Raw genomic sequence first — 14,556 nt, 5'->3', positions numbered from 1 at the left:
CGTGGGTTTCCTGGCAGCAGAGACATGGCCCAGCCTACGCCGCCGGTGAAGACTGGACGTAGATCAACGATCCACCGAGGAGGCGGGCGAGCGATGAGTGAAGTGATCGCAGGCGTGGAGATCCCGGACAGCGCCCTGGTACGGGATGCGACCGAACTGGTCCGTGATGCCGCCCCGCCGCTGCTGTTCGACCACTCCCGGCGGGTCTTTCTGTGGGGGTCACTGCGCGGCCGGGAGCAGCGCCTCGGCTACGACCCGGAGCTGCTCTATGTGGGGGCGATGTTCCACGATCTCGGTCTCACCCAGCGCTTCCGCCGCACCGACCAGCGCTTCGAGATCGACGGGGCCGACGAGGCACGCCGTTTTCTGCACGCGCACGGCATCACCGGTGAACCGGCCGACCGGGTCTGGACCGGCGTCGCCCTGCACACCACCCCGGAGATCCCCCTGCACATGGCACCCGAGATCGCACTGGTCACCCGCGGCGTGGAACTGGACGTCCTGGGGATCGGCTATGACTCGGTCTCCGACGAGCAGCGCGCGGCGGTCGTCGCGGCACACCCGCGCCCGGACTTCAAGAACCGGATCCTCGCGGCCTTCACCGAGGGCATCAAGGACCGCCCCGATACGACCTTCGGGAACATCAAGGCGGATGTGCTGGCACACTGCGTCCCCGGCTTCCGGCGCACCGACTTCGTCGAGGTCATCAAGGACTCGCCCTGGCCCGAATGACCAGTCACCGCAAGGGCGGTGCCACCCCGGAGACCAAGGGCGGCGCTCGGCAAGCGGCAGTGACGCGGTCGGGACGCGGTCGGAAGGCGTTGGGGAGGTGGCGGGACGGCACGGAGGCTCAGAGCCATCGTAGTGCCGCCTCCACACTGTCCCCTCCGTCGGTGTTGAACGCGATGGCGGCCTGGGGCGCATGGCGGCGGATCAGATTCACCGTCAGCTCGAAGAGCGGGAGCAGTGGTTCGGCCTTGCGGATCCCTCCGCCGACCACCACGACGTCCCACGCCCGCTCGGTCAGCGAGGCGACGAGGGCGGCCTCGGCCGACCCGTCGGCCACCACCATCGCCATGGCCGCATCGACGCCATGGTCGCCGAATCGCGCCAACTCCCTGTCGAGAGCCGCACGAAGAGCCTGCCCGTCGATCCCGGGTATCGCCAGCGGGTCGTAACCAACCACCAGAGCAGAAGACATGACGGCCAACCTATCCGGCTCCAGCTGGGGTGCCACCGGGCGGTGCCGCCCTCGGGCTCCTGACGGGCGGGGCGCTGCGCTTGGTGGCGCAGCGCGCCGTCTCGGGTTCGAGAGCGTCGCGCCGCTTATCCCGTGACGGTGGCGCCGACCGGCGTTGAACGGCGCTGACCGCCGTTGAGCGGCGCTGAACGGGGAGCCCCGGCGGCCGGCCGGGCCCTGGACAGCGACCCGGCCGGTCGTTCGCCGCTTCGCGTCCGTCAGACAGCCACGGCGTCGGCCACCTCGTAACCGGCCTCCACGATGGCCGCGCGCACCTGCGCATCGTCCAGATCCGTGCCGTCGACGACCACGGTGCCCGCCGCGACATCGACGTCCACCTCGCCCACACCCGGGACCTCGAACAGCTCTTCCGTGATGCTCGCCGCGCAGTGCTCGCAGCTCATGCCGGTGACGAGGTAGCTCTTACGTGCCATGGCGCGACTCCTGAGTGTCGGGTGAGGCGTGGATGCCTCGGAATACGGACATACGGGCACCGGCGTTCACCCCATGCCCTCGTGTGATCAGTCGGCTCGGACCGCGCCCCGGTTCCCGGCCATGAGGTGAGTCACCTTTCTGGCGCGCCCATTCCGGACGGTCCGGCCCGCGGTGGCGCGACTGTGTCTGCTGCGTCACTCGAGTCATCTCTCACCCTAAAGTAGAGGGTGAGAGTTCTGGCGCATGGCGGTAGCGGGCAGGCGGCTCCCGCCTCACTGGGAACGAAGGCCGGAATGCCTGCCCAGGAGTCACGACCCGTCCCGGCCGGGCCCCACCGCCGTACCGTCCGCGGTGTCGTCCTGCTCGTAGTCGAGCCGGTTGACGACCTCGACCACACCGTCGACCCCCTCACACAACCGTGCCGTCACAGGGACCAGGCTCCGGTACACCACGCTTCCGCTCAGTGTGACCCTGCCGTCGGCGACCTCCACGGTGAGCGACGAGGGCGACAGACCGAGCGCCCGGACGATGACGTCCTCAAGGATCTCCTCCTTGATCGCGCGATCCTGACGGAGATACAGCTGCACCAGGTCACTACGGCTGATCACACCGATCAGGCGGCCCTCGCCGTCCACCACGGGCAGCCGCTTCACTCTTCGCTCCTCCATCGTCCGCGCCGCGCGCACCGCGTCCCAGTCGGGCTCCGCCACCACGGCGGGACTGGTCATCAGCTCCCCGGCGGTGCTCCCTGTGTCACCGGCCGTGTGCTTGCGCAGCAGATCCGCCTCGGACACCACTCCGACGGGACGGCCCTCGTCGTCGACCACGGGGACGGCCGTGATGTCGTACTCGTCGAGGAGACGTGCGACCTCCTTGAACGTCGTACCGCCTCGCACACTCACGGCGGTGGGGGTCATCAGATCTCCCACGCTGCGCTGCCTCATTGTTCGGTGCCCCTCCTACGTTCCATGGCGCGGTGCCCGGTCAGGCGCTGGCCGCTACGGCGGACCGGCACCTTCCGCAGGCGCCCTTCCATCGTGCGGTACGCACTCCGCCGGTGCACCATGTCCCGCCGTGCCGCAGTGGCACCCGTTCGTGACCGCCGGAAGGGGGATGACACGCCGAGCCCGGAGGCCGCGTACGTCGCCTCCGCCGCCGTAGCCCCGAGGCTGAGGGCTGAGCCGTGCACGGCAGGCCCCTCATGAACGCCGCGGTGCGGCAGCCTCGCCCCCTCAACGGGGATGACGCATGGTCCATTGAGGTTCCACGGTCTCCCATTCGTGGTCCCACTGTGCGAAACGGCGGCGATCGAGCGCCCGGCGTACTCCCTGCCAGACACCGCCGACGATCACAGTCGCCCCCGCCGCGGTGACAAGACCGACGCCCACGGCAGTGCTGACCGCCTCAGTCGTGGTGACCGGCGGCGCGGCGACGGTGCCGCGGCCGTCCAGCCAGATGGTCGTCGTGTCTCCCGCCCGCAGCCGGGGGCTCACCGTCGCGGTCGCGGTGTGGGCTCCCTGGCGGTCACTCCACCGGACCAGGGCCCCTTGGCCGCGCTTGCCCGTGGGGCGGTCCGCGGCGGTCCGCGCATCGGACTCCAGCCGTGCCCGGACCGGATGCAGAGCGGCCAGTTGCGTCTCGCGGAGCCGGTCGTGGTGGGCGTAGGTGACGCTCCCGGCGGCCCATGACGCCGAGGGAACCGCCACGACCAGCACGATCCACATCAGTAGGCGCAGCCGACGCTCCAGTCGGTCCGATCGCCGTTCGAGCGGGTTGCGCGCGCTGCACGATCGCCTCGGCCTCCACGGCCACGCCGACCCGCGTCCCCGGAGACTCCGTATCCGCATGGCAGAACCTCCGTCATCGGCTCGGTGGTGTGCGTCCTCCTCTCCACAGTGGCGCCCTGCGAGGCCGGCCGTATGGGGCTCACCGGGTCCGATGTATGCCCGAAGAGCCCCAGTCCCGGGAGCCCTTCGAACCCACCCGGGTGCGGATCGCTCCGGTCGCTGCGCCCGGGAGTGAACGGCTTGCACCCCCGCCCGGCTGCGGCCGCCTCGTTCCGTCCTGCGGGTGAATCCGTGTAACCCCTCTTGTCGCTCATCTGGCGGCATGTATCACTTTGGTTAGTTAAATTGGTGGGTCGGTCTGTTTTCTCTGGCGGAACGTTCCGTCCTTGATTCGGCCGGGTGTTCCGGAAGTCATGGAGCCGCCGCGGCCCTGGCGCCGCCGGTCCGCGCCGATGGCCTGGGGTCCCGCCGGTGGCATTCGTGGTCACATGGAGGAGGGTTGGCATGCCCATGTCCCCGAATCGGGGGTCCTCAGCCGGGGGGACCCTGGTCACCTTCACCGGTACCCATCTGACCGGTACCACTGCTGTGATGTTCGGAGCGAGACCGGCCTCCGACATCACCCAGATTTCGTCGACCGAGGTCACGGCGGTGTCCCCCGCAGGCGCCGGTGAGGTGTGGGTGACGGTGACCACCGGCGGGGGAACCAGTAACGGCGCGCTGTTCCGGTACTTCGGGCCGCCCTTCGTGTGTTCCCTGAGTGCCGCCTCGGGCCCGCTGGGGGGCGGTGGTGTCATCACGGTGTACGGCACCGAGCTGGCCTCGGCCACCAGTGTGCAGTTCGGTGACCGGTCCGTCGTGCCGACGGTCATCACGGACCGGCAGATCGGCGTGCCCGTGCCGGCCGGGGCCGTGGCCGGCATGGTCGCCGTCAGCGTCACCACGGCGGGCGGCACCAGCAACACCGTGACCTACGCCTATGTCGGCACCCCTACCGTCAACTCCCTCACGCCCGCGCTCGGTTCACCATCCGGCGGCACTGCCTTCACCCTCACCGGAACCAACCTGACGGGTGCTCAGGTGACGTTCAACGGAGTGGCCGCCACCGGTGTCACGGTCAATGCCGCGGGAACGTCCCTGACCGGCACCGCCCCGGCCGGAACCGGCAGGGCCACGGTCGTGGTGACCACCACCGGCGGCACCGTGACAGTGCCCAGCGGATTCACGTACACCCTTCAGCGCGCCTACGTCACCAACACCGGCACGAACAACGTATCGGTCATCGACACCGCCACCAACACCGTCCTGACCAGTGTCACCGTCGGGAGCAATCCCTACGGTGTGACGGTCAACCCGGCGGGCTCCCGCGTCTACGTCACCAACCAGGGCTCAAACAGCGTGTCGATCATCGATACGGCCACCAACACGGTCACCGGCTCCATCTCCGTCGGCACCAGTCCCCGATGGGTGGCCTTCACACCGGACGGCGCCCGAGGCTATGTCGCCAACTCGGGTTCGGGCACGGTGTCGGTGATCGACCCGGCCACCAACACGGTCACCGGCACGATCACCGTCGGCACCACCCCGCGCCGGGTGACCATCACCCCGGACGGTGCCCGTGGTTATGTGACCAACTCGGCTTCGGGCACGGTGTCGGTGATCGACACGACCACCAACACGGTCACCGGCACGATCACCGTAGGCACCACCCCCTACGGCGTGGCCTTCACCTCGGACGGCACACATGCCTACGTCGCCAACCAGGGCTCGAACAACGTCTCGGTCATCGACACCGCCACCAACACGGTTACCTTCGCCCTCACCGTCGGCACCGGGCCGCTGGCACTCGCGACCGTCTGACCGGCAACGCCAAGAGGGCGGCCGCGGCGGCGTCAACGCACAGCACGCCGGATTCCCAGCCGTGGTGGGTGCGGGACCTCGGCCACGGGCGAACCGGCGGACCAGGCGTGCGACCGGCACGCCCTGTTAGCTCGCCCCGGACGGTGGCAGCCGCCGTGTGATCCGGTCGAAAAGGTCCGTCAGCGGCTCGCCGACCTCCCGCCCGAAGTCGGTCAGGCCGTAGGTGACCTGGGGCGGCGTCGTCGGCTCGACTTTCCGCCAGACCAGGTCGTCCTGGACGAGCAAGCGCAGGGTCTGGGCGAGCATCTTCTCGCTGATGCCCTGGATGCTCTCACGCAGTTCATAGAACCGCAGGTCGTTGCTCCGCAAGGAGATCAACACCCAGATGCCCCATCTGCTGGTCACATGGTCGACCACATTGCGCGCCGGGCAGTCGGTGTGAAACACGTCATACCGCTCGCCTGCCTCGGTCCGTGTGAACTGCACGCCTCCCGCCATGTCATGAGCTTACCCAGAGGTATGTCCTTACCGAAAGTGAGCCCGGCTCCTAGCGTGAACGGCGCAGAGAATCTCGAACGAGGAGCAGTCATGATTGTGGTGACCGGGGCTACCGGAAATGTGGGTCGGCCGTTGACGCGGGCGCTGGCCGAGGCGGGACAGCAAGTGACAGCGGTGTCGCGGCATGAGGCAGCGGCGCCGGACGGAGTCCGCCATCTCTTGGCGGACCTGACCGAACCGGCGAGCCTTGAGCCCGCGTTGGCCGGGGCGAAGGCGCTGTTTCTGCTGCTGTCCGGCGACCTGCACGCCGCCGGGGCCCGACCGGCCGACGTCATCGGCCAGGCCGCGGCCAGCGGGGTCCGCCGGGTCGTCCTGCTCTCCTCGCAGGGCGTGGCGACCAGGCCCTTCGGCTCGACCCGGGTCGCGATACGAGCGGTGGAGGACGCGTTGCGGGAGTCCGGCCTTGAGTGGGCCGTCCTGCGGCCGGGCGGCTTCGCCTCCAACGCCCTGTGGTGGGCGGAGTCCGTCCGCACCCAGGGCGTTGTCGCCGCGCCCTTCGGTGACATCGGGGTGCCGATCATCGACCCGGCGGACATCGCCGAGGTCGCCATGGCCTGCCTGCTGGACGAGCGGCACACGGGCGGTGTCTACGAGCTGACCGGCCCTGAAGTGATCACGCCGCGCCGACAGGCGGAGGCTCTCGCCGCCGCCCTCGGTTCGCCGGTGAGGTTCCACGAGCTCACCCGGGACGAGGCCAAGGCCGCCATGACCCGGAGTCTGCCGGCGGAACTCGCCGATGACACCCTGGACATCCTCGGCTCTCCGAGCCCGGCCGAACTGCGCGTCAGCCCGGATGTGCAACGGATCCTCGGCCGCGCGCCGCGCCCGTTCGCCGACTGGGCAGCTCGTAACGTCGACGCCTTCCGCTGAGAGTGCCCGGCGGCGGACAGCCGGGGCGGACGGGCCGGACCGGTCTTGGCCAACCGGATCCTGCTGCGGGGCCTGGTGACGGGGCCTCACCGGGCCTCCGCCACGGGGTGGGGGCGGCCCTCGCCCGCGTTCTCCTCCCCCGGAACTGCCCGCTTGAATCGGCCCGGGAGCCGGCCCGGGAGCCGGCCCGGGAGCCGGCCCGGGAGCCGGGCCGGAAGCCGGAACCGGGAGCCGGACGGGAAGCCGGGCAGGGCAACCGTACGGGCGGCTGCGCAGGAGCCGGACCGGTGGCTGGGCAGGGAGCCGGACCGGCAGCCGGGCAGCCCTCCCCGGCCACCCCCGCCGCGACCGTCACCACTGTCACGGACACGACCCCTACGGTGCCCCACCGCAGGCGTGCCGCCGCCGTCCCGGCCGCCCGCTCGACCGACCTACGCCGCAACTGCTCCTTCGCTTTTGCGATACAGGAGCCGTCGGCTGCGAAGAGGGCGCCGCCCTGTGGCCACGCACCCCTCCCTGATGACGCCGACCGGGGGAGAGGCCCCGCAGGAACCCGTCGCCCGCTGCCCCCACACGCCCCGCCGCGAACTTCGCGAGCAGAAAGTCCTGTTGGCCTCGTTGACATGCCACAAGCACAAGCGCTTCACTCGACACTCGTGCATGGCAACGTTGTCAGGCGTCCATTGGAGCGACCGGCACCGTTGCCTGTAGCTGGCGTTTGCCGTTCTTCGGCACGTCAGCACCTCAGGTGCGAAGCACGAACCGCTGCGGAGGCAACCGATGGTCCGACCTCGACGTTCAGCTGCGCCACGTAACCGAAAGAGACTTCGCCAACGCCTGGCCGTGGTCTCCGTCCTAGGCATCGCCGTACTCCCCCTACCGGCGATCGGGGGCGCCCAGGCCGCAAGCACCGCGACACCGCCCTTCGTGAAGGACCCCGCGTCCCTCGTCAACCCCCTCATCGGCACCTCGGGTGCGGTGGACACCTTCCCGGGCCCCGACATGCCGGCCGGCATGGTGCAGTGGGGCCCCGACACAACGCCCCACCGCCCCTCGGGCGGCGGCTACGAATACAACGACAAGAAGATCTCCGGCTTCAGTCTCACCCACCTCTCCGGGCCCGGCTGCGGCGTCGCGGGCGACCTGCCCGTCCTGCCGGTGACCGGCGCGCTGTCCGGCAGCCTCGGCACTACATCCGTCGGCTTCAGCCATGGCGACGAGCAGGCCGGAATCGGGGCCTACCAGGTCACCGACGCCAACGGGGTCAAAACCCGGCTGACCGACACCACCCACGCGGGCCTGGGCACCTTCACCTTCCCCGCGGGCAAGCAGGCGAATCTGCTGTTCAAGCTCAGCGGAGGCGCCACCCAGGTGGACGGCACCCGCGTCCAGGTGGTGAACAAGAAGGAGATCAGCGGCTCGATCGACAGCGGTCACTTCTGCGGCGCGAGCAACCGCTACACGCTGCACTTCGACATCAAGTTCGACCAGCCGTTCACCACGAGCGGCACCTGGGTGGGCGGCACCATCAATTCCGGCGCCACGTCGCTGACGTCCGGCAGGGCCCAGCAGACCTTGCGGGCCCATCCGTCGGCACCGATCCGGGAGCGGAGCTTCACCGTTCCCGCGGCGCCGTCCCCGACCGTGCACGGCAGCGGCGGCACCAGCGGCGGCAGTTCCTCCGGCACACCGTCCCCGGCCCCGAGCGCCGACACCGCATCCCGCAGCTCCGCCACGGACAGGGCAGCCGGACCCCCCACGACGGGCGCGAACGGCATGTATCTGACGTTCGACACAGCCACCGACCCGACGGTGAGCGCGAAGGTCGGCATCTCGTACACGAGCGACGCCAACGCGGCCGACAACCTCGCCTCCGAGATCAAGAACTGGAACTTCGGCGCCGTGGAGCAGGCCCAGCACGACGCCTGGAACGAGGTGCTGAACAAGATCCAGATCGGCGGCGGGTCCTCGGACCAGCAGGTGCAGTTCTACACCGCGCTCTACCACGCGCTGTTGCACCCGAACGTGTTCTCGGACGTCAACGGCCAATACATGGGCATGGACAACCAGGTCCACAAGCTGGCCAGGGGCCAGCAGGCCCAGTACGCCAACTATTCGGGCTGGGACACCTACCGCTCCCAGACCCAGCTGATGGCGATGACCGAGCCCAAGGTCACCAGCGATGTCGTCACCTCGATGCTCAACGGCTACGACCAGACGGGCCTGCTGCCCAAGTGGGCCTCGAACAACGGCGAGAGCTACGTCATGGTCGGCGACCCCGCGGCCGGGATCATCGCCGACGCGTACGCCTTCGGCGCCCGGGGCTTCGACACCGACAAGGCGCTCGCCGCCCTCCAGCACCAGGCCACCGTGCCGAACAACGACCGGCCCGGCGAGGCGGTGCGGGACGCGAAGGGCTATCTCCCGCTGGACGAGCACGACTACGGCTGCTGCAACTTCTACGGCCCGGTCTCCACTCAACTGGAGTACGACTCCGCCGACTACGCCCTGGCCGCCTTCGCCAAGTCGCTGGGCAGGACGGACGTCTACAAGAAGTTCGCCACCCGCGCCCAGGACTGGATGAACGTCTTCAACCCGCAGACCGGCTATATGCAGGGAAGGAACAACGACGGCCAGTTCGCGGGCGGCTTCACCCCCGGCACCTCCAACGGCTTCGTGGAGGGCACCTCGGCCCAGTACACGCCGATGGTCCCCTTCAACCTTCAGCAGCTCATCCAGGCCCGCGGCGGAAACAAGGCGTACTCGTCCTATCTGGACAGCCTGCTCGACAACATCACGCACCCCGGCAACACCAACGCCGATCTGAGCAATGAACCCAGCGTGGAGATCCCCTGGGAGTACGCCTACACGGGCGAGCCGTGGAAGACCCAGGAGGCCGTCCGCCAGGCCCAGCAGAAGCTGTACTTCAACGCTCCTGTCGGCTCCTTCGGCAACGACGACCTCGGCGCGATGAGCTCCTGGTACGTCTGGTCGGAACTCGGCATGTACCCGGAGACGCCGGGCGCGGACACCCTGGTCCTCGGCAGCCCGGTCTTCCCGGTGGCCCAGGTGGCCTTCGGCAACGGCAGGACGGTGCGGATCAACGCGCCGCAGGCCGCGTCCGACGCGCCCTATGTGCAGTCGCTCGACGTCAAGGGCAAGGAATGGAAGACCTCCTGGCTGACCTACCAGCAGTTCAAGGGCGCGGGCACGGTCGACTTCACCCTCGGCACCGAGCCCAACACGTCCTGGGCGTCCGGCCCCGCGGCGGTACCGCCCTCGGACACCACGGGCGGCGACCGGGTGCTGGCCGCGACCGGCCCCTCCGGCGGCCTGGTGCTCCAGCCGGGCGCCTCCGACGACGCCACGCTCCAGCTGACCAACCTGGGCGGCAAGGACGTCACCGTCGACTGGACGGCGACGGCACCCTCCGGCGTCACCCTGGACACGGCGTCCGGTTCGGTGAAAGTGCCCGCCTCGGGCAGCGCCGAGGAGAAGGTCCATGTGACGGCGGGCGCAGACGAGGGCACCTTCCCGGTGACCTTTGCGCTGAGCGACCACAGCAGCGGGACGGCACTGACCGGGGCGACCCTCCGGGTGGCCGTGGCCAAGGCCGGTGCGCTGTGGCCCTTCGCCACCAACGAGGGCATCTACCCCGACGGCACCAAGTTCTCCGGCGGCTTCGACAGCGGCGGCTGGGCGCTCTCCCAGAACGCGCTGTCGGCCGCGGGCGTCTCCAGCGGCGCCGCGGTCACGGTCGACGGCGTCTCCTACACCTGGCCCGCGGTGAAGTCCGGGCAACTGGACAACCTGGAGATGGCCGGGCAGACGATCCCGATGCCGACCGGTACCTCGGGTGCGGCCCTGGGCCTGCTGGGCACGGCCACCAACGCCCCCACCGACGGCAGCGGTGTTTCCGGCACGGTGACCGTCACGTACACCGACGGCACCACCGCCAAGGCCACGGTCGGCTTCTCGGACTGGACCCTCAACGCCGGTTCCAGCAAGCCGCTCCCGGGTGAGACGACCGCCGCCACGACGGCGTACCGCAACACCGGCAGCGGAGGCCGTGACAACGTCAAGGCCTACGTCTTCGCCACCAAGGTCCCGCTCGACCCGTCCAAGCAGATCGCCTCGATCACCCTGCCCGTCACGGGCTCGACCGGCACCGACCACCTGTTCGCCTACGGCATCGGCCAGTAAGCAGGAGCCAGTGAAGGGCGGGGTCGGCCTCCGAAAGAAACCCCGGAGGCCGACCCCGCCCTTCCCATCCACCCGCTCCAACCCAACCCAACCCAACCAATGAGTCAATGAGTGGCGGGCTCCGGAACCGGAATTGCCACCTGCTACAGTCCGCCAGAGAGCTATGGCCTCCCCGGTCGCGTCGCAAGTCCACCGGGGAGGCTTTTTTCATGCCCGAGCGCCATTTCCATCTCTGACCGCTGCTCCAGCTCCTATGGTCGATCACTCAGGAGAGGACCCCATGCCGACCGCCGTGCGTCTCGCGAGCCCTGCCGACCGCCCCGTGATGGAGCGGCTGTGGCTGATGTTCTGCCACGACATGTCGGAATTCGGTGAGGTGCTGCCCAATCCGGACGGAGGGTTCCGCAGCGATCGGCTCGAGTCGGCCTTCACCGACGCCGACTGGGCGCCGTACCTCCTGGCAAGCGACAACCGACCCGTCGGTCTCGCTTTCGTCCGCGCCCTGACCGGACCGGCACGCGTACTCAACAGCTTCTTCGTCGTCCGCGGAGCCCGCAGACGGGGCATCGGCTTGCAGGCCGTGCAACAGGTCCTGGCCAAACACCCGGGGCCGTGGGACATCGCCTTCCAGGACGCCAACCCGACCGCCGCTCAATTCTGGCGCCGCGTCGCATCGGAGATCGCAGGTGACGCATGGTCCGAGGAACACCGACCGGTACCCAACCGCCCAGACCTCCCGCCGGACGCGTGGATCACTTTCAGTGTCGGAGAGGGTGGCGGTCACGGTGACCTCATTGGATCAAGTGTTCGATAGTGGGCTAGTGTCCTGCCATCGCGTCCATCCCTCGAAGGAGAGCCATGACCTTTCCCGAGTTCCCCCAACCCGAGCCCGGCGAAGTGCTGTTGGTGGGCACGAGTTACCAGGACGGCAAGGCCCAGTGGGACGACCTTCTCGACGGGATCGGAGGCCGCCGGGAAGACGGCGCGCTCGTCCTGGGAGACGCCCGGGTGCGTCTCCGTCTCGCCGAAGACCCCGCATGGGATTTTCTGCACGGTGGAAATGTCTCGGCACTTGTCCCGGGTGACCGCGCCTCCCTCCCGCCGGTCGTCGTCCTGGCGGACATGACTGTGGCGTACGGCGGTGAAGGGCCGCTGCTGGTGGACCTGGTGGCGATACCCGGGCGCGGCGTCCGGGTCCCGTCCGCCCGGCTCGGCGAGATCCTGGCAGTCCTCCAGACCGGCGTACTCACGTTTGACGACCTGGTGCGCGAGATGGACATCTACGGCATGTACCAAGGGGGCCGTGGGCGGCCGGCCTTCCCCGCTCCGACGGCACCGGCCCCCCGCGACTTCCCCGCGCTGCCCTCGACCGAAGGCGTCCTGCTGGTGCGGACCTCCTTCGACGACGAGGACGGCTGGCGCGCCCTGCTGGACGAACTGGGCGGGGTCGACAAGGACGGCTGGGTCGGCTCGGATCTGGACCCCGACGAGATCGACGTGGATGAATACCCCCTGACGGCACTGGTCGTCGACGACCCGGCCTTCGAGGGACTTGAGGCAGGATCGGTCCCGGCGCTCGTCCCGCCCAAGGATCACGCCCCGATGGTCGTCCTCGCCGATGCCCGGACCTTCACCGACCCCGGCCGTCCGCTGATCTCCGTCGACCTCTACGACACCCCGGGGCAGCCCGCTGTCCTTCCCTGCCGCATGGTCGGATCGATGGCCTGCAATCTTGAGATCGCCAACATGGACTTCGTCGATTTTGTGGCCGAGGAGGGCGTGCAGCCGTGGTGGTAGAGGCGATCGGCTGAGCCGAGACCGGATCCGTCTCCGCCTCGGGGCCGCCAGGCACGGATGGTCACACCGAACGGCACCGCCGGTCCGGAGGGCGGCAGCCGACGGTAATGGAGATGCCCCGGAGCCTGGGGGCGGGCTAGGGTCGCGGACATGTTCTCCTTCCTTCAGATCTACGGCTGACACGGGCGGGGCAGCGCCCCGCCACCCCGCCCGCCCCAGTGCGCGCCGCCTTCCGACGTTCTCGGAGAGGCCGACGCGCGGGCTCGCCGTGTCCCTTTCGCCGTAGACCTGAAGTGAGTGATCATCCATGTCCCGTCGCCGTGCCCATATCGCAATGGTCGGCATCCCCGCCGTCAGCCACGTCCTGCCCAGCCTTGAGATCATCCGCGAGCTGGTGGGCCGCGGCCACCGGGTGACCTACGCCAACGATCCGGCGGTCGCCCCTCTGATCGCCCCCACCGGCGCCGAACTGGTGACCTGCACCTCCGTGCTGCCGGTCGTCGACAACATCTGGCCCCACGATCCCATCGCCGTGATGGACCTCTTCCTCGACAACGCCGTCCAAGCGCTTCCCCAATTGCGCTCCGCCTACCATCAGGACCCGGCGGACCTCTACCTGTACGACATCGGCGCCTACGCGGCGCGTGCCCTCGCCGAAACGCAGAACCGGCCCCTCATGCAGCTGTCGCCGACATTCGTGGCCTGGGACGGCTATGACCGGGATGTCGCGGCACATGTGCGCCAACTGCCGGGCGCCGACGCGTATCGGGCGAGGTTCGCCCAGTGGCTCGCCGACTGCGGGGCGGCCACCGCCGACGTGGACGCCTTCTCCGGGCCGCCCTCGCGATCCCTGGCCCTGATCACCCGGGCGATGCAGCCGCACGCCGACCGGGTCGACACCGGCACGGTGACCTTCGTCGGGCCCTGTTTCGACGCCACGGCGGACGCCGACGCCTGGAGCCGCCCGGCAGCTGCGGAGCGCGTTCTCCTGATCTCCCTGGGCTCGGCGTACACCCGGCAACCGGAGTTCTACCGCCAGTGCCTGGCGGCCTACGGCGGTCTGCCGGGCTGGCACGTCGTACTCCAGATCGGCAAGTACACCGACCCGGAGGAACTCGGCGACCTCCCGTCCAATGTCGAGGTGCACTCCTGGGTCCCGCAGCGGGCGATCCTGAAGCAGGCAGACGCCTTTGTCACCCACGCAGGTATGGGCGGCTGCGGCGAAGGACTCATGGCAGGTGTCCCGATGGTCGCCGTACCGCAGGCCGCCGACCAGTTCATGAACGCCGACCGGCTCGTGGAACTGGGCGTGGCCCGACGCCTCGACACCGCGGAAGCCACCGCCGAGAGCCTACGGGCGGCCCTGAACGACCTGGTCAACGACGCGGAGGTCGCCCGTCGTTCGGCACTGCTGCGCGCCGCTGCACAGGCCGAGGGCGGCACCGCGCGCGCCGCCGACCTCATCGAGAACATGCTGGACTGACCTCAGCGCCCCGACGGCCGGCGCGGTGATGGCCGGATCCCCACACCGGTGGCAGCATGACCGGATCCGCGCCCCGTCGAGGTGCCATCGCGACGCGTTGCATTGTGCCCCAACCGACTCCTGAGTAGGTTGCGGGCCCTCCGGCTTCTGAAGGGCGGTCACGCGATGCGCGGAAAGGGTCTCTTCCTGGGGTTGGCGGCGGCCACAGTCTGGCTCGCCGCGCTCCCCGCCACCGCATCGGCAGAGCATCCCCGCCTGCCCGCCCTGCCCATCCCCAGCGACCCTCGGGCAGTCCACCTCAGGCCGTTCACCGGCCAGGCGGT

12 protein-coding genes are annotated in these 14,556 nt (G+C 69.5%); 7 read left to right on the top strand and 5 right to left on the bottom strand.

What is annotated here, in order from left to right; translation table 11 throughout:
* The first annotated feature begins 93 nt into the window (after nucleotides 1-93).
* Complete coding sequence (locus ACIHAA_RS31300) at nucleotides 94-732, top strand: HD domain-containing protein (protein ID WP_399823122.1); 639 nt, start codon at nucleotides 94-96, stop codon at nucleotides 730-732.
* 118 nt (nucleotides 733-850) lie between these two features.
* On the opposite strand, the gene ACIHAA_RS31295 is transcribed toward ACIHAA_RS31300, so the two are convergent.
* From ACIHAA_RS31295 to ACIHAA_RS31280, 4 genes are all read right to left on the bottom strand, one after another.
* Nucleotides 851-1,201: a hypothetical protein gene (locus tag ACIHAA_RS31295; RefSeq protein WP_399823120.1), complete on the bottom strand. Its 351-nt coding sequence runs from the start codon at nucleotides 1,199-1,201 to the stop codon at nucleotides 851-853.
* A gap of 257 nt (nucleotides 1,202-1,458) precedes the next feature.
* Complete coding sequence (locus ACIHAA_RS31290) at nucleotides 1,459-1,674, bottom strand: heavy-metal-associated domain-containing protein (protein WP_399823118.1); 216 nt, start codon at nucleotides 1,672-1,674, stop codon at nucleotides 1,459-1,461.
* 309 nt (nucleotides 1,675-1,983) lie between these two features.
* Nucleotides 1,984-2,619, bottom strand: coding sequence for a CBS domain-containing protein (locus tag ACIHAA_RS31285; RefSeq protein ID WP_399823116.1), 636 nt, complete (start codon nucleotides 2,617-2,619; stop codon nucleotides 1,984-1,986).
* A gap of 288 nt (nucleotides 2,620-2,907) precedes the next feature.
* Complete coding sequence (locus ACIHAA_RS31280) at nucleotides 2,908-3,381, bottom strand: hypothetical protein (protein WP_399823114.1); 474 nt, start codon at nucleotides 3,379-3,381, stop codon at nucleotides 2,908-2,910.
* A 591-nt stretch (nucleotides 3,382-3,972) separates the two neighbouring features.
* Between ACIHAA_RS31280 and ACIHAA_RS31275 the strand changes: the two genes are divergently transcribed.
* On the top strand, nucleotides 3,973-5,322 hold the full coding sequence (locus ACIHAA_RS31275) for an IPT/TIG domain-containing protein (RefSeq protein WP_399823113.1): 1,350 nt from the start codon (nucleotides 3,973-3,975) through the stop codon (nucleotides 5,320-5,322).
* 126 nt (nucleotides 5,323-5,448) lie between these two features.
* Here the strand turns inward: ACIHAA_RS31275 and ACIHAA_RS31270 are convergent, their stop codons facing one another.
* Nucleotides 5,449-5,820, bottom strand: coding sequence for a winged helix-turn-helix transcriptional regulator (locus tag ACIHAA_RS31270; RefSeq protein ID WP_399823111.1), 372 nt, complete (start codon nucleotides 5,818-5,820; stop codon nucleotides 5,449-5,451).
* A 90-nt stretch (nucleotides 5,821-5,910) separates the two neighbouring features.
* On the opposite strand from ACIHAA_RS31270, the gene ACIHAA_RS31265 reads away from it, so the two are divergent.
* The 5 genes from ACIHAA_RS31265 to ACIHAA_RS31245 all read left to right on the top strand — a co-directional run bounded on the left by ACIHAA_RS31265 (nucleotide 5,911) and on the right by ACIHAA_RS31245 (nucleotide 14,233).
* The gene (locus tag ACIHAA_RS31265) at nucleotides 5,911-6,750 is read left to right on the top strand and encodes an SDR family oxidoreductase (protein WP_399823110.1); all 840 of its coding nucleotides are present in this window, start codon (nucleotides 5,911-5,913) and stop codon (nucleotides 6,748-6,750) included.
* A gap of 927 nt (nucleotides 6,751-7,677) precedes the next feature.
* On the top strand, nucleotides 7,678-10,953 hold the full coding sequence (locus ACIHAA_RS31260; RefSeq protein ID WP_399823109.1) for a lectin: 3,276 nt from the start codon (nucleotides 7,678-7,680) through the stop codon (nucleotides 10,951-10,953).
* A gap of 280 nt (nucleotides 10,954-11,233) precedes the next feature.
* Nucleotides 11,234-11,767 (top strand): GNAT family N-acetyltransferase, encoded by a 534-nt coding sequence (locus ACIHAA_RS31255; protein WP_399823107.1) that lies wholly within the window; start codon nucleotides 11,234-11,236, stop codon nucleotides 11,765-11,767.
* A 44-nt stretch (nucleotides 11,768-11,811) separates the two neighbouring features.
* Nucleotides 11,812-12,750 carry a DUF6924 domain-containing protein gene (locus ACIHAA_RS31250; RefSeq protein ID WP_399823105.1) on the top strand — a complete coding sequence of 313 codons (939 nt, stop codon included), beginning with the start codon at nucleotides 11,812-11,814 and terminating at the stop codon, nucleotides 12,748-12,750.
* 307 nt (nucleotides 12,751-13,057) lie between these two features.
* Complete coding sequence (locus tag ACIHAA_RS31245) at nucleotides 13,058-14,233, top strand: macrolide family glycosyltransferase (RefSeq protein ID WP_399823103.1); 1,176 nt, start codon at nucleotides 13,058-13,060, stop codon at nucleotides 14,231-14,233.
* Nucleotides 14,234-14,556 lie beyond the last annotated feature (323 nt).

The sequence above is a fragment of the Streptomyces sp. NPDC052040 genome, from assembly GCF_044548405.1.
Lineage (GTDB): Bacteria > Actinomycetota > Actinomycetes > Streptomycetales > Streptomycetaceae > Streptomyces.
This window is presented reverse-complemented; position numbering and strand designations above follow the sequence as displayed.